Here is a 21,755-nt window from a genome sequence, read left to right as displayed (position 1 = left end):
TCAGAGCTCGTGGCCGAGATCGGCGGCGAGCGACTTCAGCAGGTCGTAGGCCGCCTCCGGGATCACCGTGCCGGGCGGGAAGACCGCCGCGGCGCCCGCCTCGTACAGCGCGTCGAAGTCCTGCGGGGGGATCACCCCGCCGACCACGATGGTGATGTCCTCCCGGCCCGCCGCGGCCAGTTCGGCGCGCAGCGCGGGCACCAGGGTGAGGTGGCCGGCCGCCAGCGAGGAGACGCCGACGATGTGCACGTCCGCCTCGACGGCCTGCCGGGCGACCTCGGCCGGGGTCTGGAACAGCGGGCCGACGTCCACCGTGAAGCCGAGGTCGGCGAAGGCGGTGGCGATCACCTTCTGGCCGCGGTCGTGGCCGTCCTGGCCCATCTTGGCGACCAGGATGCGCGGGCGGCGGCCCTCGGCCTCCTCGAACCGCTCGACCAGCTCGCGGGTGCGCTGCAGGGGGGCCGACGGGCCCGCTTCGTCTCGGTACACACCCGAGATGGTACGGATCTGCCCGGAGTGGCGGCCGTACACCTTCTCCAGGGCGTCCGAGATCTCGCCGACGGTGGCCTTGGCACGGGCCGCGTTCACCGCCAGGTGCAGCAGGTTGCCGTCCAGCGAACCGCCGCGCCGCGGACCGGCCTCGGCGGCCCGGGTCAGCGCGTCCAGCGCGGCGCGGGTGGCGGCCTCGTCGCGCTCCTCGCGCAGCCGGCGCAGCTTCTCGACCTGCCGGGCGCGGACCGCGGAGTTGTCGACCTTGAGCACCTCGATCTGCTCGTCGCTCTCCACCCGGTACTTGTTGACGCCGATCACCGGCTGGCGGCCGGAGTCGATCCGGGCCTGGGTGCGGGCGGCGGCCTCCTCGACGCGCAGCTTGGGGATGCCCGCGTCGATGGCCTTGGCCATGCCGCCGGCCGCCTCGACCTCCTGGATGTGCTGCCAGGCGCGGTTCGCCAGGTCGTTGGTCAGCTTCTCGACGTACGCCGAGCCGCCCCACGGGTCGATGACCCGGCAGGTGCCGGACTCCTGCTGGAGCAGCAGCTGGGTGTTGCGGGCGATCCGGGCGGAGAAGTCGGTCGGCAGCGCCAGCGCCTCGTCCAGCGCATTGGTGTGCAGCGACTGGGTGTGGCCCTGGGTGGCGGCCATCGCCTCCACGCAGGTGCGGGTGACGTTGTTGAAGACGTCCTGCGCCGTGAGCGACCAGCCGGAGGTCTGCGAATGGGTGCGCAGCGACAGCGACTTGGCGTTCTTCGGGTCGAACTGCTTGACCAGCTTCGCCCAGAGCAGCCGGGCCGCGCGCAGCTTGGCGACCTCCATGAAGAAGTTCATGCCGATCGCCCAGAAGAACGACAGGCGCGGCGCGAAGGCGTCCACGTCGAGACCGACGTCCAGCCCGGCCCGCAGGTACTCCACACCGTCGGCCAGGGTGTAGGCCAGTTCCAGGTCGGCGGTGGCCCCGGCCTCCTGGATGTGGTAGCCGGAGATGGAGATCGAGTTGTACCGGGGCATCCTCTGCGAGGTGTAGGCGAAGATGTCCGAGATGATCCGCATCGACGGCTGCGGCGGGTAGATGTACGTGTTGCGGACCATGAACTCCTTGAGGATGTCGTTCTGGATGGTCCCGGCCAGCTTCTCCGGCGGTACGCCCTGCTCCTCGGCCGCCACGATGTACAGCGCGAGGACGGGCAGCACCGCGCCGTTCATCGTCATCGACACCGACATCCGGTCGAGCGGGATGCCGTCGAACAGCTGGCGCATGTCGTAGATCGAGTCGATCGCCACGCCCGCCATGCCGACGTCGCCGGTCACCCGGGGGTGGTCGCTGTCGTAGCCGCGGTGGGTCGGCAGGTCGAAGGCGACCGACAGGCCCTTCTGGCCGGCCGCCAGGTTGCGGCGGTAGAAGGCGTTGGACTCCTCGGCGGTGGAGAAGCCCGCGTACTGGCGCACCGTCCACGGCTGGTTGACGTACATCGTCGGGTACGGGCCGCGCAGGTAGGGGGCGATGCCCGGGTAGGTGCCCAGGAAGTCCAGGCCCGCGAGGTCCTCGGCGGTGTAGAGCGGCTTGACGCCGATGCCCTCGGGGGTTTCCCAGAGCTGCTCGTCGACGTCCTTGCCGGTGGCCTGGCGCCAGGCGGCGCGCCACTGGCCGTCGGTGACGGCGGCACCGGGGGCGGCCGCCGGGGCGTCGGTGCCGTCGGCCTCCAGCCCGATCGAGGTGAAGTCGGGGATCATCGGGCCGCTCCGATCTGGTCGAGCAGGGAGGTCAGGACGGCGACCGCGTCGCCGCCGGCGAAGACGAACCCGTCCACGCCGCCGGGCGGCGTCTCGCCCGGCCGGCCGGCCAGCAGCACCCGCCGCGCGCCGGCCGCCCTGAGCGCGGCGGCGACCGCCTCGGCGTGCTCGGCGTACAGGGCGTCGCTGGAGCAGAGGCAGGCCACGGTGGCGCCGCTCGCGGCGAACGCCTCGGCGAACGCGGCGGGTTCGGTGCCCTCGTGCGCGGTGGTGGCGATCCCGCCGGCCTGGAACAGGTTGGCGGCGAAGGTGGTGCGCGCGGTGTGCGCGGCGGCGGTGCCGATCGACGCCAGGAACAGCGCCGGCCGGGCTCCGGTGGCCGCGAGCCGGGCGTCCGAGCGGTCGCGCAGCGCCTCGAAGGCCTCGGCGCGGCGCACCCGAGGCAGCCCGCCGGACGGGCCGGCCGGGGCCGGCTCGCGCACCGGCGCCTGCTCGCCGAGGTTGGGGAACTCGCTGACGCCGGTGACGGGTTCGCGCCGCTTGGCGAGCCGCACCGAGCGCTCCGCCCAGGTGGCCCCGATCCGCTCGCCGACCAGGCCCGACTCCAGCGCGGCGCGCTGGCCGCCGGCCCGCTCGATCTCCTGGAACCACGCCCAGGCGGCGTGCGCCAGCTCGTCGGTCAGCCGCTCCACGTACCAGGAGCCGCCGGCCGGGTCGACGACGCGGGCCAGGTGCGACTCCTCCAGCAGGATCGCCTGGGTGTTGCGGGCGATCCGGCGGGCGAAGGCGTCCGGCAGGCCGAGCGCGGCGTCGAACGGCAGCACGGTGACCGCGTCCGCCCCGCCGACACCGGCGGCCAGGCAGGCGATCGTGGTGCGGAGCATGTTCACCCACGGGTCGCGGGCGGTCATCATCACCGCGGAGGTGACGGCGTGCTGGCGCTGCGCCGAGGCGGCCGGGGAGGCGCCGCAGGCCTCGGCCACCCGGGCCCAGAGGCGGCGCGCGGCACGGAACTTGGCGATCGTCAGGAACTGGTCGGCGTCCGCGGCGTAGCGGAACTCCAGCTGGCCGAGCGCGGCGTCCACCGGCAGCCCGGCCCCGGTCAGCGCGCGCAGGTAGGCGACGCCGGTGGCCAGCGAGGCGCCCAGCTCCTGCGCGGGCGAGGCGCCGGCCTCGTGGTACGGCAGCGCGTCGACGGCCAGCGCCCGCAGACCGGGGAAGCCCTCGGCGCAGCGGGTGGCGAGCGCGGCGGCCTCGGCGAGCAGTGCCTCGGTGCGCGCGGCGTCTCCGGTGCGGGCCTGCAGGCCCAGCGGGTCGGCGCCCAGGGTGGCGACGGCGGCGCCGGGGGAGACCTCGCGCTCCCGGTACAGCTTGAACAACTGCTCGGCGGCCTCGGGGAATTCGGCGCCCGCGTCGAGCACCACCCCGGCCAGGTCCAGGTAGACGCCGGTGAGCGCCTCGCCCAGCGCGGTGACCGGCAGGCCGTCGCCGCCCAGTTCCAGCCAGAGCGAGCCGCCGCCGTGCTCCAGATCGGCCAGCACCGCCTCGTTGGTGCGGCGCGGATCGGGGTCGCCGTGCCGCTGGCGGACGTCCCAGCCCGCGACCGAGGCGCCCTGCGGGCGGGCACCGCGGACGAACGGCGGGAACCCGGGGAAGCCCGGGTCGGCCGGGGCGTCCGCGGCGGTGTACAGCGGGCGGGCACGCAGCCCGTCCTGGAGCGCGGTGCTGAGCGCGCGCTCGGCGGCTGCGCCGTCCTCGGGCTGCGCCCCCGACTTGCGCAGCACACCCTCGACGAGGGTCTGCCACTGCTCGTGGTGGGCGGCCGGGAACTCGGCGGCCAGGGGAAGCCCTTCGGGCGGGACCGTCATGTCCGGCAGGTTAGCGCTCGTTCGCGGGGGCGCAGGAGAGGCGAAGGGTGTGACCTTGCCCTCGCTCTGCACTCTGTTGCACTACCCGCGCGGAGGACGGCCGCCGGGCGCACCGGCGGGGCCCCGGTGGCGGGTGTGCGGTGAGGGGCGCGCGGTGGCCCGCGGGCGGGCGGCTTGCGGAACAGTGGCCGTCATCTATTAACTTGCTTAGTAGAACACGGGTCGGGGCGGCTCTCCCCGGACACCCCCTGCCCGTGTTCCCTCCGCACCGTCTTCCCCGCCCCGAGGAGTCAGCCGTCATGGGAAAGCGCCGCAAGCCCAGCCCGCCCAGCCGGGCCCGCCTGGCGGTCGTCACCACCGCGATGGCCGGCGGCGTCGTCCTCACCGCGGGCCCCGCCCAGGCCGAGCCCGCGCCCAGCCTCGCCTCGGTCAAGGAGCAGGTCGACCAGCTCAACGAGGAGGCCGAGCAGTCGATCGAGCGCTACAACGGCTTCCAGGAGAAGCAGCAGACCCTCCAGGGCGACGCCAACCGGATCCAGGAGAAGGTGGCGCGCGGCCAGGAGGCGATGAACGAGCTGCGCACCCAGCTCGGCGGCATCGCGGCCGAGCAGTACCGCAACGGCGGCATCGACCCGTCCGTCCAGCTGATGCTCGACTCCGACCCCGGCGGCTACCTGGCCCGGGCCGCCGCGCAGAACCAGGTCGTCGACTCCCAGGCGGCGCTGCTGCGCCGGGCCCTCGACGAGCAGCGCCGGCTCGACCAGGACCGCGCCGAGGCCACCGCCACCCTCGCCCAGCTCGACGAGGCCGGTACGTCCCTGGCCGCGGAGAAGAAGGCGGTCCAGGACAAGCTGGCCAAGGCGCAGGCGATGCTCAACAAGCTGAGCGCCGCCGACCGGGCCAAGGTCAACGCCCAGGAGGCCGCCGCCACCCGCGCCTCCCGCTCCGCCGCCACCGAGCGCCCGGCCGACGCCGCACCGGCCACCGGGCGGGCGGCCGCCATCCTCCAGTTCGCCTACGCGCAGCTGGGCAAGCCGTACGTCTGGGGCGCCACCGGCCCCTCCGGCTTCGACTGCTCCGGCCTGACCGGTGCCGCCTACCGCGCGGCGGGCGTCAAGCTCCCGCGTGTCTCCCAGGACCAGTGGAAGGCCGGCGCCCGGATCGCCCGCGGCGACCTCCAGCCCGGGGACCTGGTGTTCTTCTACGGCGACATCCACCACGTCGGCATCTACATCGGCGGGGGCAAGATGATCCACGCCCCGCGCACCGGCAAGAACGTCGAGGTCCTCCCGATCGACGCGATGCCCTACGTCGGCGCAGTCCGCCCCTGAGCCGTGTGCTGCCGCGGGTGGTCGTGGCGGGCGGCGGCCGGGCCGGGGCGGAAGACCGGGTCGGGCCAGTCGCCGAGCGGTGTCGTGGCGTCGAGGGCCGCGCTGATGGTGCGTTCCTCGTAGCGGAAGTGGGACTCCATGATCGCCGCGAGGCCGTCGAGCTCACGCCCGACCGCTTCGCGTCCGGATCCGGCGGATCCTGCGGCCCGCAGGGCGAGTTCGCGCACCCGGGCCAGGATCCCGGAGATCAGTCCGTGGTCCTCGACGAGTTTGGCGATCGTCGGGGCGAGGTCGGGGCGCTCGCGCAGCAGCTGGGCGAACAGGCCTTCGTCCTCGCCCTCGTGGTGGGCGGTCAGGGCCTCGCAGAAGGCCAGGCAGTGGGCGGTGAGCGGATCGTCGTCCGGCCCGCGGGAGCCCGGATCGGACCTGAGGTCGTCGATCCGGCGGAGCAGGTCCCGGTGGGCACGGGAGAGCTGGAGACTGAGCGCGACCGTGCGGTCGCTGGTGGGGGAAGCCAAGGCGGCCGCCCTTTCGGGTTCCGCACCTCCATGCCTGGCGCGGTCCGCCACCGGCACGCGATGCCCCGCGATCCGATCACACGGCGCGGCGGCCGGGCAAGCCGGCAGGGTGGCGGGACCGGTCAGGACCGGGGCGGCAGCCGGTGGAGCCGGACGTCGGCCAGGCGGCCGTCGTCGACCCGGGCGGTCAGGTAGGTGGCGAACGCCTGGCGGCGGCGGTCGGTGGGCGACCCCGGGTTGAGCAGCCGCAGGCCCCCGGGGGCGGTGCTGTCCCAGGGGATGTGGCTGTGGCCGAAGACCAGGACGTCGGTGTCGGGGAAGCGCGCCTCGCACCGCTGCTCCCGGCCCCGGGCCGGGCCGGTCTCGTGCACCACGGCGAAGCGCAGCCCCTGGAGTTCCGCCCGCGCGATCTCGGGGAGGCGCTCCCGCAGCCCGGGCCCGTCGTTGTTGCCGCGCACGGCGACCAGCCGCGCGGACCGCGCCAGGAACAGGTCGACGGTGGCGGTGTCGACCCAGTCGCCGGCGTGGAACACCACATCGGCCTCGTCCGCGGCGGTCAGCAGTGGCGCGGGCAACTGCCGGGCGCGCGACGGGACATGGGTGTCCGAGGTGATCAGCAGGCGCATCCGGGACTCCGTCGGGGTGGGCGGACGGTGGGTCCGATCCTCCCCGGGCGCGGCGGCACGGGGCCGTCGAAACGCCGGGGCGCCTCTTCTTCTAGGGGTGCGGGGCGCAGGCCAGGAGGTAGGGGAGCAGCGGAGCGGCGAGGGCGGCCAGGCGGTAGGCGCGCGCCGGGGGCGCGGGGGTGTGGGCGAGGCGCTGGACGCGGGCGAGCACGCCGGTGGACGCGGCGGCGAGGGTGCCCGGCCCGGCGGCGGGGGCGGCCGGGGCGGCGGTGGCCAGCGCGTACAGGGCGCCGGCCAGGTCGGTGCGGGTCACCCGGGCGAGCGCGGCGTCGTCGGCCGCCATCTCCAGCAGCAGCGCCACCTCCGTCCGCCCGAGGCCGGCCAGCGGCAGCCGGCGGCCGAGCAGCAGTGCGAAGGTGTCCGCCGCGAGCAGCACCAGGTGGTGACGCCCCCGCAGGTGGCCGTGCTCGTGGGCGACGGCCGCGGCGAGCCGCCGCTCGTCCAGCAGTTCCACGGCGCCGCGGGTGACCACCACCCGGGACCGGCGGCCGGGCAGGCAGTAGACGGCGGGCCGCGGGTCGTCCAGCACCAGCAGCCGGCGCCGCGGGTCCCGGGCGGCCACCAGGTCGAGCGCGGCCCGGTGCCGCCGCCGGGCCCGCGCGGCCCGGACGGCCAGGGCCGCCGCTACCGCGGCGACCGCCCCGCCCGTCGCGGCCGGCAGCCACCAGCCGTGCGCGTGCGGTGCGGCGGCGGTGGGCGGTTCGACGTGCGGCAGCAGTCCGACCAGCCCGGCCGGCTCGTGTCCGAGCGGGGCGAGCAGGTGGTGCGCGGCCAGCAGCAGACCGGTGCCGAAGGAGGCCATCAGCGCGAGCCAGACGGCGGCGCCGACGCCCGGGCGGGCCTGGAGCCGCCGTGAGCCGGCCAGCCGCCGGGGGAGCAGGACGCCGACCAGGAGCAGGTGGAACGCGAGCAGGAGCAGGGTCACCGGGCGTCGTCCCGGGCCTTGACCTCCTCCAGGGCGGCGAGCAGCGCCGTCGCCTCGTCCCCGCTGATCCGGTCGACGAAGTGCAGCAGCGCCCCGGCCCGGTCGGAGGTGGTCTCCAGCGCCTGGTGCATCAGCTGCGCGGTGTACGACTCGCGGGTGCAGGTCGGCTCGTACACCCAGGCGCGGCCGGCCTTGTGGCGTCGCAGCCAGCCCTTGGTGTGCAGGATGTCGGCGACGGTGTTGACGGTGGTGTAGGCGACGGCGCGGTCCCGCCGCAGGTCGTCGACGACCTCGCGGGTGGTGGCCGGGCGGCCCCAGGACCAGAGCCGGTCCATGATCTCGGCCTCCAGGTCGCCCAGTCCCCGCAGCACCCCGTCCGCTCCTCTGCCGTCCCGCGGTTCCGGCGTTCCGCCGGCCTGCCGCTGCGCCCGCCGTGACGTCCGGGCCGCCGCCCATCGTACGGTGGCGCGCGCTCAGCGGCGCATCCGGCGGACCAGGTCGGCCGCCGCCGCCGGCCAGTGCGGGTGCTCGAAGCCGAACCCGGCCGCCTGGAGCCGGCCCGGGACGACGGCCCGGCTCTTCAGCAGCAGTTCGCTGTCCGAGCGCAGCGCGAAGGCGCCCGCCCGGGCCATCCACCGGGTCGCGGGCAGCCCCAGCGGGATGCCCTTGGCCCGCCGGACCGTCCGCATGAACTCCCGCTGCGGCAGCGGCGCCGGTGCGGCCAGGTTCACCGGGCCGGTGACGTCCTCCCGGTCGAGCAGGAAGCGGACGGCGCGGACCAGGTCGTGGTCGTGGATCCACGACACGTACTGCGCGCCGCCGTCGACCGGTCCGCCGAGGCCGGTCCGGGCGAGCCGCACCAGCCGGTCGAAGGTGCCGCCGGCGTCCGGGCTCATCACCGCCGCGCAGCGCAGCGCGACCCGGCGGGTGTGCGGGGTGGCGGCGTCCGTCTGCTCGCGCTCCCAGTCGCGGGCGATCCGCACGCTGTGGTCCCAGGAACGGGGCGCGCCGGGCTCGCCGCCGCCGATGACGCCGGTGTCCTCGGCGTGCGGGGTGCCGAAGGTGTGGCTGTAGATGGTGGCGGTGCTCATCTGCAGCCAGACCCGGGGCGGGCGCCGGGCGCCGGCGATGGCCCGGCCGACGGTCCGGGTGGAGTGCACCCGGGACTCGCGCATGTCGCGCAGGTTCTGCTCGGTGTAGCGGCAGTCGATGCTGCGTCCGGCGAGGTTGACGACGGCGTCGGCGCCGTCGACGACGTCCGTCCAGCGGCCGAGCGAGCGGCCGTCCCAGTGGATCTCCTGGTCGCGCCGGGGCCGGCGGGTGAGGACCAGGACTTCGTGGCCGTCGTCGGTCAGCGCCCGGTCCAGGATGCGGCCGATCTGCCCGGTCCCCCCGGGTATGACGATTCTCATCGCGTCGAGACCCCCTCGGTCGTTCGTCGGTACCCATCCTAAAGGGAAGACTGAACGTGTTCAAAATGCCGGGGTCGCCGTGGCATGGCCGGAAATGTGTCCGAATCCGTGGAACCACCGCCCCCGCTTGTCCGACTGCTGGGCCGGATCCGATTGTCAGCTCGTCCAAGGAGTGCTCGCGCATGTGCGGAATCACCGGCTGGGTGTCCTTCCACCAGGACGTCCGCCACAGCGCCCCCGTCATCGAGGCGATGACCGCCACCATGGCCCTGCGCGGCCCCGACGCCGGAGGTGTCTGGCTCGGCCGCCACGCCGCCCTGGGCCACCGGCGCCTCGCCGTCATCGACATCGAGGGCGGCGCCCAGCCCATGCCCGACCGGCAGGACGAACCGGGCGTCGTCCTCACCTACAGCGGCGAGGTCTACAACCACCACGAGCTGCGCACCGAACTGCGGGCCAGGGGCCACCGGTTCGAGACCCGCAGCGACACCGAGGTGGTGCTCCGCGCCTACCAGGAGTGGGGCGACGCCCTCGTCGAGCGGCTGGAGGGCATGTACGCCTTCGCCGTGTGGGACGAGCGCGAGCAGCGGCTGCTGCTGGTCCGCGACCGGCTCGGCGTCAAGCCGCTGTTCTGGGCCGAGACCGGCGGCGGCCTGGTCTTCGGCTCCGAGCCCAAGGCGCTCTTCGCCCACCCCGAGGTCACCCCCACCGTCGACGCCGACGGCCTGCGCGAGGCCTACAGCCTGCTCTTCAACACCGGCCCCACCGTCTGGTCGGGCGTCCGCGAGGTCCACCCCGGTGGCCTGCTCGTCCTCGACCGCACCGGCATCCGCGAGCAGACCTACTGGGAGCTCACCGCCCGCCCGCACACCGAGGACCTGGACGCCACCAAGGAGCGGGTCGGCGAGCTGGTCAACCGCGCCGCCCGCGCCCAGCTGGAGGCGGACGTCCCGCTCTGCAGCCTGCTCTCCGGCGGCCTCGACTCCACCATCGTCACCGCCCTGGTCGCCGACGAACTGCGCGTCCAGGAGGGCCCGGACGCCAAGCTGCGCTCCTACGCCGTCGACTACAGCGACCAGGCCGAGCAGTTCACCGGCGACGTGCTGCGCACCGGCCACGACACCCCGTACGCCGCCGAGGCCGGCGCGTTCATCGGCAGCGACCACTCCACCGTGGTGCTCGACCCGCGCACCCTGCTCGACCTGGAGAACCGGCGGGCCGTCGTCGTCTCCCGGGACTCGCCGATCGGCGTCGGCGACATGGACACCTCGCTGTTCCTGCTGTTCGGCGAGATCCGCAAGCACTCGACGGTCGCCCTCTCCGGCGAGGCGGCCGACGAGGTGTTCGGCGGCTACCCGTGGTTCCACAACCCCAAGGCGCTCGCCGCGCAGACCTTCCCCTGGCTGCTCGTCACCGGCGACGAGGCGGCCATGCCGATCAACCCGGACCTCGCCGCCCACCTGCGGATCGCCGAGTTCCGCGACGACACCTACCGCAGCTCGCTGGCCGCCGTCCCGCACGTGGACGGCGAGAGCCCGGCCGAGCACCGGCAGCGCGAGATGCAGCACCTGTCGCTGACCCGCTGGCTGCGCCAGTTGCTGCACCGCAAGGACCGGCTGTCGATGGCCCAGGGCCTGGAGGTGCGGGTGCCGTACTGCGACCACCGGCTGGTCGAGTACGCCTTCAACACCCCGTGGGCGATGAAGAGCTACGACGGCCGTGAGAAGAGCCTGCTGCGCGCCACCGGCCAGGGCATCGCCCCGGAGTCGGTGCTGTGGCGGCCGAAGAACCACTACCCTGCCACCCACCACGCCGACTACAACAGCGGGCTGCAGCGGCTCGCCCGCGAGGCGCTGGACGCGCCGCACGTGCGGGACATCGCCGACGAGACGGTGATCAAGACCAGCCTGGACACGCCGGCCGACCAGCTGGAGTGGGGTCACCGGCTCCGGCTGGAGCGGGTCGTGGACCTGGCGCTCTGGCTGGACCACCACAAGCCGGCGCTCGCGATCTGACCGCGGGCCCGCTCGTCCGCCGGTGGGGCCCGACGCGCACCGTCAGGTCCCGCCGGCGGGGCGCGGTCAGGGCCTAGGCTGAGGCGATGCTGACCCGGATGTACGGCGACCCCCGGCACGGACCGCTGGTGCCGATGCTGCTGGTGCTCACGGTGGTCACCGGGCTGGTCGACGCGGTGAGCTACCTCGCGCTCGGGCACGTCTTCGTCGCCAACATGACCGGCAACGTGGTCTTCCTCGGTTTCGCCCTGGCCGGCGCGCCGGGGCTGTCCGCGACGGCCTCGTTCACCGCGCTCGCCGCCTTCCTGGCGGGCGCGCTGGTGGGCGGGCGCCTCGCCGAGCGCCGTCCCGGCCACCGCGGGCGGCTGCTGGTGGTCACCGCCGGCGTGCAGTCGGTGCTGCTCGCCGCGTGCACGGCCTTCGCCGCGGCCTTCGGGCACACCGCCGACCCGGTCCGCTACCCGCTGATCGCGGTGCTGGGTGCCGCGATGGGGCTGCAGAACGCGGTGGTCCGCGCGCTCAAGGTGCCGGACCTGACGACCACCGTGCTGACCATGACGCTCACCGCGCTGGCCGCCGACCGCGCCGGTGGCCGCCGACTCGCCTCCGCCGCCTGGATGTTCGCGGGCGCTCTGGTCGGTGCCGTGCTCGTCCTGCACGCCACGGTCCCGGTGGCCCTCGCCGCGGCCCTCGCCCTCCTCCTCGCCGTCGCCGCCCTCACCCACCACGCCTCCCGCCACCCCGCCACCCCCTGGTCCGCCCCGGCCTGACGCGGCCTCCGCCCGTCCGCCCGGGGCGGGGGCTGCGGGGGTGCCGGAGCGGGAAGTCGGCCGGGCCGACTCTTCGTGCTGAGTGGACCGGACTGCACATTTTGCGGGGCGGGGCGGGGCGGGGCGGGGCCGGGGATCAGGGGCGGGTGGCGAGGAAGGCGTCGAACTCGGCGCCGTACCAGCGGGTGGTGCGGCCCCGGGGGGTCATGCCGAGGCGGTGGCAGACGGCGGCGGAGCGGTCGTTGCCGGGGCGGACGACGGCGTGGATCTCGGTGAGGCCGTCGGCGAAGCCCTTGGCGAGGGCGGCGCGGGCGGCCTCGGTGGCGTAGCCGTGGCCCCAGGAGTCGGGGTGGAGGTGCCAGCCGACCTCCACCTCGCCGTTCCCGGTGCCGTCCGGGTCCGGCAGCGGGAGGAGCATCACCGAGCCGGCCACCACCCCGGTGTCGTGCCGTTCCAGCGCCCAGACGCCGTACCGGGGGTCGGCCGACCGGGCCCGCCAGCGGTCGATCATGGCGGGCACCTCGGCGGGCGACTCCAGCGCCCGCGGCGCGGCGCCGAGCCACCGCGCGACCTCCCAGCGCGAGTACAGGTCGTACGCGCGCTCGGCGTCGGTGTGCTCCCAGAGGCGGGCGGTCAGCCGGTCGGTGGTGAACAACGGTGCTCCAATTCCGAGGGTGTGGTGCGGTGACGTGCGGTCAGTCGTCCTGGGGCTGGCTGGTACGCCCGGACCAGCGCGGCTCCCAGTGGGCCCAGGAGCGTTCCCAGCCGCGGTCCGCCCGCCGGTCGAGCAGGCGCAGCCGCAGCGCCAGCACGCCGGCGACCAGCGCGGCCAGGCTCGCCGAGCCCGCCAGCCCGGTGCAGACGGCCCCGACGGCCAGCCCCACCCGGGTGGCCGGGGCGGTGGCGGGCCGCCCGGCGTCGTCGACCCACAGGACGATGGTGGAGCCGCTGGCGGTGCTGCGCGGGATCTCGACGGTGCCGGTGCGGGCGAGGCCGTCGGGGGTGGTCCAGGAGACCGAGGTGTCGGTCCGCTTCTGGTAGCCGCCGCTCCAGCGACCGGCGCCGGTCTCCTCCGCGCGGAGTTTGCCGAGCACCAGTGCCTCGGTGCGGTGCAGCCGGCCGCGTTCGGCCTCGGCGGTGCGCCCGGCGGCGCGGTAGCCGAGGACGGCGGCGGTGACGACGCCGGCCAGTCCGACGGTCAGGGCGAGCCCGGCGACCAGCCAGGCCCGGCTGCGGGCCCGGTCGACGGGGCGGGCGAGCGGTTCACGGCGCTGGACGGTGCGGTGGCGGCCGAGGGCGCGGCGCAGATGGCGGCCGGCCCGCCGGGGCAGGGACGCGGTGCGGGCCGAGCGGGGTGAGCTGGACACGATGCGTGCTCCTCACGGCTGTTGGCGTGGTTCGGCCCCGTCGGATCCAAATCTCCCCCGGCGACGGCCCCTCGCACAAGAGCGGGGGGCCTGACCCCCGGCGGGCCCTTGGGCCCAAAGCGCGGGGGAGGACCGGGACGTTCGGCCCTCGGCGGGCCGGGGGGTGAGGAGGCAGGCTGGGCCCTGGCCGCGTTCTCGTGCCGGGGACGCGGAGGCCCGGCCCGCTGTGGGGGCTCGCCGGGCCGCCGTGCAGAGCGGGGGACGGGGTTGGGGCCGTCTCCCGCTCGCGGCGTTTCCGGAGCAGAGATCGACATCGCGTTTCTCCAGGTCAGGGCCGTATTCTCGCCAGCTATACACTCGATGTATACCTCTGGTGTATGGTCCTCCTGTGAGTGTTCCCCTGACCCTTCTCGGGCTGCTGGAGCGGGAGCCGAGCCACGGCTACGACCTCAAGCGCGACTACGACACCTTCTTCGGGCGTGGCAAACCCCTGCCGTACGGTCAGGTCTACGCCACGCTCGGCCGCCTGGCACGCGACGGCAAGGTCGTCCCCGGCGAGGCCGAGCCCGGCGACGGGCCCGAGCGCAAGCGCTACGTCATCACCGAGGCCGGGGTGAGCGAGTTCGAGCACTGGCTCGCCGAGCCCGTCGCCCCCGAACCCACCCTCCAGTCCGTGCTCTTCACCAAGGTCGTGCTGGCCCTGCTGCTCGGCCGCGACGCCGAGGCCTACCTCGACACCCAGCGCGCCGCCCACCTGCGCCGGATGCGCGAGCTCACCGAACTGCGCCGCACCGGCCCGCTGGTCGACGCCCTGCTCGCCGACCACGGCCTCTTCCACCTGGAGGCGGACCTGCGGTGGATCGACCTGACCACCGCCCGCCTGGACGCCCTTGCCTCGGAGGTGCGCGCATGACCCCCCTGATCGAAGCCCGCGACATCGAACTGGCCTTCGGCGAGACCCCGGCCCTGCGCGGGGCCAGCCTGGCCGCCGAGGCCGGCGAGGTGCTCGCCGTGATGGGCGCCAGCGGCTCCGGCAAGTCCACCCTGCTGCACTGCCTGGCCGGCATCCTCGTCCCCGACGCCGGCGAGGTGCTCTTCGAAGGACAGCGGATCGACAACCTCGACGAGAACCGGCGCAGCGCCTTAAGGCGGGACCGCTTCGGCTTCGTGTTCCAGTTCGGCCAGCTCGTCCCGGAACTGACGGCCGAGGAGAACATCGCCCTACCGCTGCTGCTCTCCGGCGTCCGCCGCTCCGCCGCCCTCGCCGACGCCCGCCCGTGGTTCGCCCAGCTCGGCCTCGACGGCCTGGAGCGCCGCCGATCCGGCGAGCTGTCGGGCGGTCAGGCCCAGCGGGTCGCGCTCGCCCGCGGCCTGGTGACCCGCCCCCGGGTGCTGTTCGCCGACGAGCCGACCGGCGCGCTGGACTCGCTCACCGGCGAGCAGGTGATGGCCCTGATGGTCGCCGCCGCCCGCGAGCAGGGCACCACCGTCGTCCTGGTCACCCACGAGCCCCGGGTCGCCGCCTACGCCGACCGCGAGGCCATCGTCCGCGACGGCCGGGCCCGCACGCTCTCCGCCGACTACGCGACCGGCCCCGCGCCGGCGGGACGGGCCGCCTCGTGATCCCCTTCGCGCTGCGCCTCGCCGTCAGCGGCGGCCGGCAGGCCGTCGCCCGGCTGCTCACCATCGCCGCCGCCGCGGCCGTCGGCGTCGGCCTGCTGCTCTCCACGATCGCCGCCGTGAACGCCGTCGGCGCCACCAACGAACGGATGCTCTGGGCCAACAGCGGCGCCAAGAGCCGCACCGAGACCGCGGCCGTCGACCCGCTCTGGTGGCGCGACCGCGGCCCCGAGTTCTACGACGGCGAGCGGATGCTCTACTTCGAGGTCGCCGCCACCGGGCCGACCTCGCCGGTGCCGCCCGGCCTGCCGAAGCTGCCCGCGGCCGGCGAGTACTACGCCTCGCCCGCCCTCGCCAAGCTGATCCGCGAGCGGCCGGCCGACCAACTCGCCGACCGCTTCCCCGGCCGCCTGGCCGGCGAGATCGGCGACTCCGCGCTCGCCTCCCCGGACTCCCTGGTCCTGATCGGCGGTCAGGACCGGGCGACCCTCGCGGCCCGGCCCGGCGCCCGGCAGATCACCACCATCGCCACCGCCCTCCCGCCGGACTGCGCCAGCGACTGCCCGGCCACCGGCACCCGCGGCGACGCCATGACCCTGATCCTCTCGGTGGTCGCCGGGGCACTGCTCTTCCCCGTGGTGATCTTCATCGGCACCGCCACCCGGCTCTCCGCCGCCACCCGTGAGCAGCGCTACGCCGCGATGCGCCTGGTCGGCGCGACGCCCCGGCAGATCACGCTGATCGCGGCCGCCGAGTCCACGCTCGCCGCCGTCGTCGGCACCGCCCTCGGCTTCGGGCTGTACCTGGCGCTGCGCCCGCTGGTGGCGACCGTCCCGTTCACCGGGGACCGGTTCTTCGTCGAGGACCTCGCGCTCACCGCGCCGCAAGGCCTGGCCGTGCTGCTCGGTGTCCCGGTGGCGGCGGCGGTGGCCGCCCGGCTCGCGCTGCGCCGGGTGACCATCTCCCCGCTCGGCGTCAGCCGCCGGGTCACCCCCAGGCCGCCGACCGTCTGGCGGGTCGTGCCGCTGCTGGCCGGACTCGCCGAACTCGCCTGGTTCGTCGGCCGCCGCCCCGACACCACCAACGGGCAGACCGCCGCCTACCTGACCGGCTTCCTGGTGATCATGCTCGGCCTGGTGGTGGCAGGACCCTGGCTGACCATGGCGGCCGCCCGCGCGGTCGCCGCCCGGACCGGCCGCCCGGCCACCCTGATCGCCGTACGACGGCTCGCCGACGACCCCAAGGCCGGGTTCCGCTCGGTGGCCGGCCTGATCCTGGCGCTGTTCGTCACCACCGCGACGGTCTCCATCATCGGCACCATCGACGCCAACCGGGGCGCGCTCAGCGGCGACCCGCAGACCCGGGTGGCGGTGGAACACGGCGCCGACTCCGACCAGCCGCCGATGACCGCCGCCGTCCCGGAGCGGGTGCTGGCCGACCTGAAGGCCGTCCCCGGCTTCCGGGCCCTCGCCGTCGCCCATGCCAACCCGGACGGCCTGGCCCGCGAAGCGTCCAGGCGGCCCGGCGGTCCGGCGCCCCTGCTGGCGGACTGCGCGGACCTCGCGCAGGTCCCCGTGGTCGGCCACTGCGCTCCGGGCGCGGCCGTGGCGGCCGTCGAGCCGTACGGCTTCCTCAGCCTGACCTCCCAGCAGGCCGTCGAGTGGCCGAGCGCGCCGATCACCGCCGAGGTGGCCGCCCGGCTGCCGGTGCAGTCGCTCTACGTGACGACGGACGGCTCGACGGCCGCGAAGGAACGGGTCCGCACCATCCTCAGCCGGGCCTTCCCGGACCACAACGCCCGGACGGTGCACGACTGGGGCTCCGCCGAGCAGCAGATCCTCGCCGGCTGGCGGCAGCTGGCCGACGTCGTCCTGCTCACCACCCTGCCGATCGCCGGCTGCAGCCTCGCGGTCAGCGTGGTCGCCGGCCTCTCCGACCGGCGCCGGCCGTTCGCGATGCTGCGGCTCACCGGGGCGCCGCTGCGCCTGCTGCGCTGGGTGATCGCCCTGGAGAGCGCGCTGCCGCTGCTGGTGGTGGCGGCGATCGCGACCGGCACGGGCTTCGGCGCGGCGGCGATGTTCCTCAAGTCGCAGATGCACTACGACCTGGTCTCGCCGGGCGCGGTGTACTTCGCGCTGGTGCTGCTCGGGCTGGCGGTGTCGCTCGGGATCATCGCCTCCACGCTGCCGCTGCTGAAGCGGATCACCGGCCCGGAGGCGGCCCGCAACGGCTGACCTCCGGTGGCCGGCCACGGCCCGCCGCGCGAACCCCGCCCCGGATCCGGAGGCGGGGTTCGCGTACGTCCGGCCCGAATGCCGGCGAATTCCCTTTGCGTACACGAAGTCTGACGGAGGGTCATTTCCCCCCGGCCGTTCCGGGGCGAACGTGCCGAGTTGTGAAAAGGACTTCCGTGCGGCGCGTGACATGTGCAATGGTACTGCTCACCTCCCCACCGTGCGACGGACCAGCACCCAGCCTCGTCGCCATCGGTCCTCACCCCCCCACCGGCCGCACCCCAATGCGGCCGTACCAGGCCCGGAGGCCCCCACGTGAGTACCGTGCGCCTGTTGCGACTCCCGCAACTGGCAAGACTGCTTCTGCTCGTCCTTTCCTGTGCCCTGACGATCGGCCTGTTCGCCCCGCGGAGCCAGGCCGCTCCCGTCGTCCCGACCCCCGCGGCGACCCCCAAGACCGACCGCGGCGACCTCCCGCCGCCCGGCGCCGACAGCGACCTCGCGTCGCCGGGGCACGGCCACGACGCGGCGTCGAGGCCGGCGGACACCGCCCCCGCGCGGCTCGCCTTCCAGGACTCCGACTCCGCGCCGGCCAAGGCCCCCGCGCCCTCCGCCAAGGCGTTCGGCCTGGGCGCGGAGGCCGCGGACACGGACGCCGCCGACGCCGCCGCCTGCAACCCGGCGTCCTTCGCCCGGACCGGCGCGGCCCTGGTCCGCCTCGTCAAGGCGGCCAGCTACGACTGCGTCGACGGGCTGTTCCGGATCCCGGCCGAGTACGCGGCCGGGGCCTTCCGCGAGTCCCAGATGCTCACCGTCATCGACGCGCTGCGCGAGAGTGCCCGCACGTACCAGGGCAACGACGGCGACCACATCTCGCAGCTGATGTACTACGTGCAGGCCGGCTACTCGGTGCAGTGGACCAAGGCGGACGTCGTCGGCTCGTACGACAAGCTGCCCGCCAAGATCAGCGAGGCCGTCCACGCCTTCTTCGCCAACCCCCGCTCGCTCGACGCCACCACGGCCAACGCCGTCCCGCTGGAGCGCGCCGCCGTGCTGGCCGACGTGCCCCGCAAGCCCGGTGACTACGTCGACGTCGTCAAGCAGATCCTGAACGCCTACCAGCCCGAGACCTGGGACAGGGCCAACCTGCTGCGAGCGGTCAACCCGGTCACCCTGGTGCTGTACCGGGGCGTCAACTCCGAGGACCCGGCGTTCCGGGCGGCCGTCGTGGCCGATCCGGGCGTGCTCGACGCGCTGAACGGCTTCATCCTCCGCGCCAAGGGCCACCTGCTGGACCGCGACCGCAACAACTCCCTCACCCTCAACAACGCCATCGACGAGCTGACCCGGCTGAAGGCCATCGGGGAGATCGCCCCGCGGTCCCGCGCGATGGTGAAGAGCCTGGTCGACACCTCCGGCGGCATCACCGGGCCGAACTGGCCCCAGCGCGCCTCCGCCGTGGCCTCCATCCAGAAGCTCGACCAGGCCAACTGCGGCTACTACGGCACCTGTGACGACCCGCAGCGGTTCAAGGACGCCTACCTGCCGGTCCGGCACACCTGCAGCCCGACCCTGCGCATCCTCGGCCAGGACCTGACCGCGGCCCAGCTGGCCACGGCCTGCACCAGCCTGAACGGCCAGGACGTCTTCTTCCACGGCGTGTCCCGGGACAACGGCCCGGTCGCCGACGACAACAACGCGGCCCTGGAGGTCGTCGCCTTCGACTCCGACGTCCAGTACGTCGTGCTCGGCCGGGCGATCTTCAACACCGACACCAACAACGGCGGCATCTACCTGGAGGGCGAGCCCTCCAAGGCCGGCAACCAGGCCCGCTTCCTCGCCTACGAGGAGCCGTCGCGGTCCGGGGGCTACGAGATCCGCAACCTCAACCACGAGTACACCCACTACCTCGACGCCCGCTTCAACCTCTGGGGCAACTTCGACCAGGGTGCGGCCGGCAAGCTGATCTGGTGGACCGAGGGTCTCGCCGAGGTCGTCGCCACCTCCTACCAGAAGCTGGTCAACCAGGCCGCCATCGACGCGGCGGCCCGGCACAGCTACCGGCTGAGCGAGCTCTTCGACACCGCCTACGGCGACCAGGACCGCGTCTACCGCTGGGGCTACCTGGCCGTCCGCTACATGCTGGAGCAGCACCGCTCCGACGTGGACGCGCTGCTCGCCAAATGGCGCGTCGGTGACTGGGCGGGCTCCCGCGCCATCACGACCGCCATCGGCACCCGCTACGACGCCGACTTCGACGGCTGGCTGAGCCGTTGCGCCGCCGGCGCCTGCGCGACCGTCCCGGAGTTCCCGCAGTTCAAGGCGTGCGAGAGCGGCGACACCCGCCAGCTCGACAAGAACTGCGTGCGCACCGGCGTCTCGGCGACCGCCGGCAACTACGCGCACTTCTACGTCAACGTGCCGGCCGGTACCAGGCAGATCAAGGTGACCAGCAGCGGAGGCACCGGCAACGCCGACCTCTACTACCACTGGGGCAGCTGGGCGTACACCAACGCGTACGTCACGCGCTCGGCGGGGCCGGACAACTCCGAGACCCTGACCATCACCAACCCGCCCGCCGGTTACGTGTTCTTCAGCCTGTACGCCCAGCAGGACTTCAAGGGCGTCACCGTCACCAGCGAGTTCTGAAGCGAGTTCCGACCGGAGGAGCCCTGACAGCGGATCCTCGATGTCAAGGTGAGGCCCGCCCCGCCCGGGGCGGGCCTCACCCGTTGACGGGGTACGCGTGCGTCCCGGGCCGCGGCGCGCCGCCCAGCTCCCGGCGCCAGCTGCCAAGCACCAGGCCGGACGGGTAGAACATCGGCTCCGGCAGCGCGTCCAGCGGCAGCCGCTCCCAGCCGCCGCACGCGTGCGGCTCGGTGACCACGGCGGGCGCCAGGCTCGGCGGCGCGAGCACCGCGGCGGTCAGCCGGGGGCGGCCCAGCTCGTGGTCGAGCAGCAGCGCGAGCACCCGCATCTCCTCGGCGGGAAGCGCGATCCCGGTCTCCTCGGCCAGTTCGCGCGCGGCCGTCCGCTCGAAGGACTCGCCGGGGTCGACCTTGCCGCCGGGCAGGCTCCAGGTCGGCGGCTCGCCCGCGGTGGTGCGGCGGCCGATCAGCACCCGGCCGTCCCCGGTGGGCACGATCACGCCGGCGCCGAGCAGCGGTGCGGTGGTCATGGCGGTTCCTCCGTGACGTGGGGACGGGCTGTGGCTACCAGGCGGCGCGCTCGAAGTCCTTGAGGAAGCAGCCGAAGAGGTCCTCGCCCTGCTCCCCGCGGACGATCGGGTCGTAGACCCGGGCCGCGCCGTCGACCAGGTCGAGCGGGGCGTGGAAGCCCTCGTCGGCCAGCCGCATCTTGTCCGGGTGCGGGCGCTCGTCGGTGATCCAGCCGGTGTCGACGGCGGTCATCAGGATGCCGTCGGTCTGGAACATCTCCTGCGCACTGGTGCGGGTGAGCATGTTCAGCGCGGCCTTGGCCATGTTGGTGTGCGGGTGGCCGGCGCCCTTGTAGCCGCGCTGGAACACGCCCTCCATCGCGGAGACGTTGACCACGTACTTGCGGCGGGACGCCGAGGCGGCCATCGCCGGGCGGAGCCGGCTGATCAGGATGAACGGCGCGGTGGAGTTGCACAGCTGGACCTCCAGCAGCTCCACCGGGCCGACCTCGCTGACCGTCTGCACCCAGCTGTTGGTGTCCGCGAGGTCGGGCACCAGGCCGCCGGCGTCGATCGCCGTACCGGCCTGGATCCGCTCGGGCGTCGCCGAGCCGGTGACCAGGGCGAGCGAGGTGACGTCCTCGGCGGAGATCCGCTCGCTGCCGCCGGAGGCCTGCTGCGGCAGGGCGGGCAGGTCGACGCTGCCGCTGTTGAACCGGCCGATGGTGGTGGACTGCGGCAGCTCGCCGGCCGGCAGCGGCGCGGACTCGGCGGCGACCAGCTCGCGGTAGGACTCCGGCGGGCGGCGCACGGTCTGCGCGGCGTTGTTGATCAGGATGTCCAGCGGGCCGTCCGCGGCGACCTCGTCGGCCAGCGCCATCACCTGGGCCGGGTCGCGCAGGTCGATGCCGACGATCTTGAGCCGGTGCAGCCACTCGGCGCTGTCCGGCATCGCGGTGAAGCGGCGGATCGCGTCGTTCGGGAAGCGGGTGGTGATGGTGGTGTGGGCGCCGTCGCGCAGCAGCATCAGCGCGATGTACATCCCGATCTTGGCCCGGCCGCCGGTCAGCAGCGCGCGCTTGCCGGTGAGGTCGGCGCGGGCGTCCCGGCGGGTCCGGTTCTTGACCGCGCAGTTCTGGCAGAGGTTGTGGTAGAAGGCGTCGACCTCGACGTAGCGCTGCTTGCAGATGTAGCAGGAGCGGGGGCGCTCCAGGATCCCGGCGATCTCGGTGGTGGTGACGGTGGTCAGGCCGAACGCGCCGGCCGTCTCGTCGTCGATCCGGGTCGGCGCGCCGGTCGCGGTGCGCGCGGTGACCTCGCGGTCGTTGGCCGTCTTGCGGGCCCGGGTCTCCTGGCGGCGGCGCTGCTTCAGGGTGCGGAATATGCCGCCGACGGCCTGCCGGACGGTGATCGCGTCCGGGTGGTCGACGTGCAGCTCGTCCAGCTCGGCGAGCACCTCCAGGCAGAGCCGCAGCCGCTCCGGGTCGAGGCCGGGGCCGTAGTCGATCTCCTCGGCGGTCCCGGTGCCGTTGTCCTGCTCGATGTCCACGCCCGCCGCCGTCATGCCCTGCCCTCTGCCGCTGTGCCGCTCGCCTTGCCGATCACGGCGTGCGCCGCGTCTAC

The 21,755-nt window shown here is 74.4% G+C and carries 18 protein-coding genes; 7 read left to right on the top strand and 11 right to left on the bottom strand.

Annotated elements, in window-relative coordinates:
* Both scpA and ACFVVU_RS16500 read right to left on the bottom strand, forming a co-directional pair.
* Positions 1 to 2,229 carry a methylmalonyl-CoA mutase gene (gene scpA, locus ACFVVU_RS16505; RefSeq protein ID WP_387790487.1) on the bottom strand — a complete coding sequence of 743 codons (2,229 nt, stop codon included), beginning with the start codon at positions 2,227 to 2,229 and terminating at the stop codon, positions 1 to 3.
* Complete coding sequence (locus ACFVVU_RS16500; RefSeq protein ID WP_387790486.1) at positions 2,226 to 4,097, bottom strand: methylmalonyl-CoA mutase subunit beta; 1,872 nt, start codon at positions 4,095 to 4,097, stop codon at positions 2,226 to 2,228. Before ACFVVU_RS16500 ends, scpA begins: the two co-directional genes overlap by 4 nt.
* A gap of 299 nt (positions 4,098 to 4,396) precedes the next feature.
* Here ACFVVU_RS16500 and ACFVVU_RS16495 point away from each other — a divergent pair, with 299 nt between their 5' ends.
* Positions 4,397 to 5,428: an NlpC/P60 family protein gene (locus ACFVVU_RS16495; RefSeq protein WP_387790484.1), complete on the top strand. Its 1,032-nt coding sequence runs from the start codon at positions 4,397 to 4,399 to the stop codon at positions 5,426 to 5,428.
* On the opposite strand, the gene ACFVVU_RS16490 is transcribed toward ACFVVU_RS16495, so the two are convergent.
* The 5 genes from ACFVVU_RS16490 to ACFVVU_RS16470 all read right to left on the bottom strand — a co-directional run bounded on the left by ACFVVU_RS16490 (position 5,404) and on the right by ACFVVU_RS16470 (position 8,969).
* A complete protein-coding gene (locus ACFVVU_RS16490; protein ID WP_387790482.1) occupies positions 5,404 to 5,946 on the bottom strand; it encodes a hemerythrin domain-containing protein in 543 nt (180 codons plus the stop codon). The two genes, ACFVVU_RS16495 and ACFVVU_RS16490, sit on opposite strands and share 25 nt — an antisense overlap.
* Before the next feature lie 122 nt (positions 5,947 to 6,068).
* Positions 6,069 to 6,572 (bottom strand): metallophosphoesterase family protein, encoded by a 504-nt coding sequence (locus tag ACFVVU_RS16485; RefSeq protein ID WP_387790480.1) that lies wholly within the window; start codon positions 6,570 to 6,572, stop codon positions 6,069 to 6,071.
* 91 nt (positions 6,573 to 6,663) lie between these two features.
* Positions 6,664 to 7,557 carry a M56 family metallopeptidase gene (locus tag ACFVVU_RS16480; RefSeq protein ID WP_380683289.1) on the bottom strand — a complete coding sequence of 298 codons (894 nt, stop codon included), beginning with the start codon at positions 7,555 to 7,557 and terminating at the stop codon, positions 6,664 to 6,666.
* Entirely contained in the window at positions 7,554 to 7,925 is a 372-nt protein-coding gene (locus tag ACFVVU_RS16475; RefSeq protein ID WP_380683295.1) for a BlaI/MecI/CopY family transcriptional regulator, read from the bottom strand. Before ACFVVU_RS16475 ends, ACFVVU_RS16480 begins: the two co-directional genes overlap by 4 nt.
* A 105-nt stretch (positions 7,926 to 8,030) precedes the next feature.
* Positions 8,031 to 8,969 (bottom strand): TIGR01777 family oxidoreductase, encoded by a 939-nt coding sequence (locus tag ACFVVU_RS16470; protein ID WP_387790479.1) that lies wholly within the window; start codon positions 8,967 to 8,969, stop codon positions 8,031 to 8,033.
* Positions 8,970 to 9,151: 182 nt separating this feature from the next.
* Here ACFVVU_RS16470 and asnB point away from each other — a divergent pair, with 182 nt between their 5' ends.
* Positions 9,152 to 10,984, top strand: coding sequence for an asparagine synthase (glutamine-hydrolyzing) (gene asnB, locus ACFVVU_RS16465; protein ID WP_387790477.1), 1,833 nt, complete (start codon positions 9,152 to 9,154; stop codon positions 10,982 to 10,984).
* Between the two features lie 86 nt (positions 10,985 to 11,070).
* A complete protein-coding gene (locus tag ACFVVU_RS16460; RefSeq protein ID WP_380683292.1) occupies positions 11,071 to 11,754 on the top strand; it encodes a YoaK family protein in 684 nt (227 codons plus the stop codon).
* Between the two features lie 136 nt (positions 11,755 to 11,890).
* Here ACFVVU_RS16460 and ACFVVU_RS16455 read toward each other — a convergent pair whose 3' ends face one another.
* Both ACFVVU_RS16455 and ACFVVU_RS16450 read right to left on the bottom strand, forming a co-directional pair.
* Positions 11,891 to 12,409 carry a GNAT family N-acetyltransferase gene (locus ACFVVU_RS16455; RefSeq protein ID WP_387790475.1) on the bottom strand — a complete coding sequence of 173 codons (519 nt, stop codon included), beginning with the start codon at positions 12,407 to 12,409 and terminating at the stop codon, positions 11,891 to 11,893.
* A 40-nt stretch (positions 12,410 to 12,449) separates the two neighbouring features.
* On the bottom strand, positions 12,450 to 13,121 hold the full coding sequence (locus ACFVVU_RS16450; RefSeq protein ID WP_387790473.1) for a hypothetical protein: 672 nt from the start codon (positions 13,119 to 13,121) through the stop codon (positions 12,450 to 12,452).
* 388 nt (positions 13,122 to 13,509) lie between these two features.
* On the opposite strand from ACFVVU_RS16450, the gene ACFVVU_RS16445 reads away from it, so the two are divergent.
* From ACFVVU_RS16445 to ACFVVU_RS16430, 4 genes are all read left to right on the top strand, one after another.
* Positions 13,510 to 14,034: a PadR family transcriptional regulator gene (locus ACFVVU_RS16445; protein WP_355371441.1), complete on the top strand. Its 525-nt coding sequence runs from the start codon at positions 13,510 to 13,512 to the stop codon at positions 14,032 to 14,034.
* Positions 14,031 to 14,744, top strand: a complete 714-nt coding sequence (locus ACFVVU_RS16440; RefSeq protein WP_355371438.1) for an ABC transporter ATP-binding protein — start codon at positions 14,031 to 14,033, stop codon at positions 14,742 to 14,744. Before ACFVVU_RS16445 ends, ACFVVU_RS16440 begins: the two co-directional genes overlap by 4 nt.
* Entirely contained in the window at positions 14,741 to 16,975 is a 2,235-nt protein-coding gene (locus ACFVVU_RS16435) for an FtsX-like permease family protein (protein WP_387790471.1), read from the top strand. The genes ACFVVU_RS16440 and ACFVVU_RS16435 overlap by 4 nt, the downstream gene beginning before the upstream one ends.
* 315 nt (positions 16,976 to 17,290) lie before the next feature.
* Positions 17,291 to 19,624 (top strand): collagenase, encoded by a 2,334-nt coding sequence (locus tag ACFVVU_RS16430; protein WP_380689904.1) that lies wholly within the window; start codon positions 17,291 to 17,293, stop codon positions 19,622 to 19,624.
* Between the two features lie 76 nt (positions 19,625 to 19,700).
* Here ACFVVU_RS16430 and ACFVVU_RS16425 read toward each other — a convergent pair whose 3' ends face one another.
* Together ACFVVU_RS16425 and ACFVVU_RS16420 are read right to left on the bottom strand one after the other, a co-directional pair.
* Positions 19,701 to 20,153, bottom strand: a complete 453-nt coding sequence (locus ACFVVU_RS16425) for an NUDIX hydrolase (protein ID WP_380689343.1) — start codon at positions 20,151 to 20,153, stop codon at positions 19,701 to 19,703.
* A gap of 34 nt (positions 20,154 to 20,187) precedes the next feature.
* Positions 20,188 to 21,696, bottom strand: coding sequence for an SDR family NAD(P)-dependent oxidoreductase (locus ACFVVU_RS16420; protein ID WP_380689340.1), 1,509 nt, complete (start codon positions 21,694 to 21,696; stop codon positions 20,188 to 20,190).
* Positions 21,697 to 21,755: the final 59 nt, after the last annotated feature.

The sequence above is a fragment of the Kitasatospora sp. NPDC057965 genome (genome assembly GCF_042887135.1).
Taxonomy (GTDB): domain Bacteria; phylum Actinomycetota; class Actinomycetes; order Streptomycetales; family Streptomycetaceae; genus Kitasatospora.
Note: the sequence above shows the minus strand (reverse complement) of the source record. Positions and strands in the feature narration are given on the sequence as shown.

What these genes read in the sequence shown, in the direction of transcription:
- scpA (WP_387790487.1), bottom strand. Translation starts at nt 2,229, where the DNA reads ATGATCCCCGACTTCACCTCGATCGGGCTGGAGGCCGACGGCACCGAC.
- ACFVVU_RS16500 (WP_387790486.1), bottom strand. Translation starts at nt 4,097, where the DNA reads ATGACGGTCCCGCCCGAAGGGCTTCCCCTGGCCGCCGAGTTCCCGGCC.
- ACFVVU_RS16495 (WP_387790484.1), top strand. Translation starts at nt 4,397, where the DNA reads ATGGGAAAGCGCCGCAAGCCCAGCCCGCCCAGCCGGGCCCGCCTGGCG.
- ACFVVU_RS16485 (WP_387790480.1), bottom strand. Translation starts at nt 6,572, where the DNA reads ATGCGCCTGCTGATCACCTCGGACACCCATGTCCCGTCGCGCGCCCGG.
- ACFVVU_RS16470 (WP_387790479.1), bottom strand. Translation starts at nt 8,969, where the DNA reads ATGAGAATCGTCATACCCGGGGGGACCGGGCAGATCGGCCGCATCCTG.
- asnB (WP_387790477.1), top strand. Translation starts at nt 9,152, where the DNA reads ATGTGCGGAATCACCGGCTGGGTGTCCTTCCACCAGGACGTCCGCCAC.
- ACFVVU_RS16460 (WP_380683292.1), top strand. Translation starts at nt 11,071, where the DNA reads ATGCTGACCCGGATGTACGGCGACCCCCGGCACGGACCGCTGGTGCCG.
- ACFVVU_RS16440 (WP_355371438.1), top strand. Translation starts at nt 14,031, where the DNA reads ATGACCCCCCTGATCGAAGCCCGCGACATCGAACTGGCCTTCGGCGAG.
- ACFVVU_RS16425 (WP_380689343.1), bottom strand. Translation starts at nt 20,153, where the DNA reads ATGACCACCGCACCGCTGCTCGGCGCCGGCGTGATCGTGCCCACCGGG.
- ACFVVU_RS16420 (WP_380689340.1), bottom strand. Translation starts at nt 21,696, where the DNA reads ATGACGGCGGCGGGCGTGGACATCGAGCAGGACAACGGCACCGGGACC.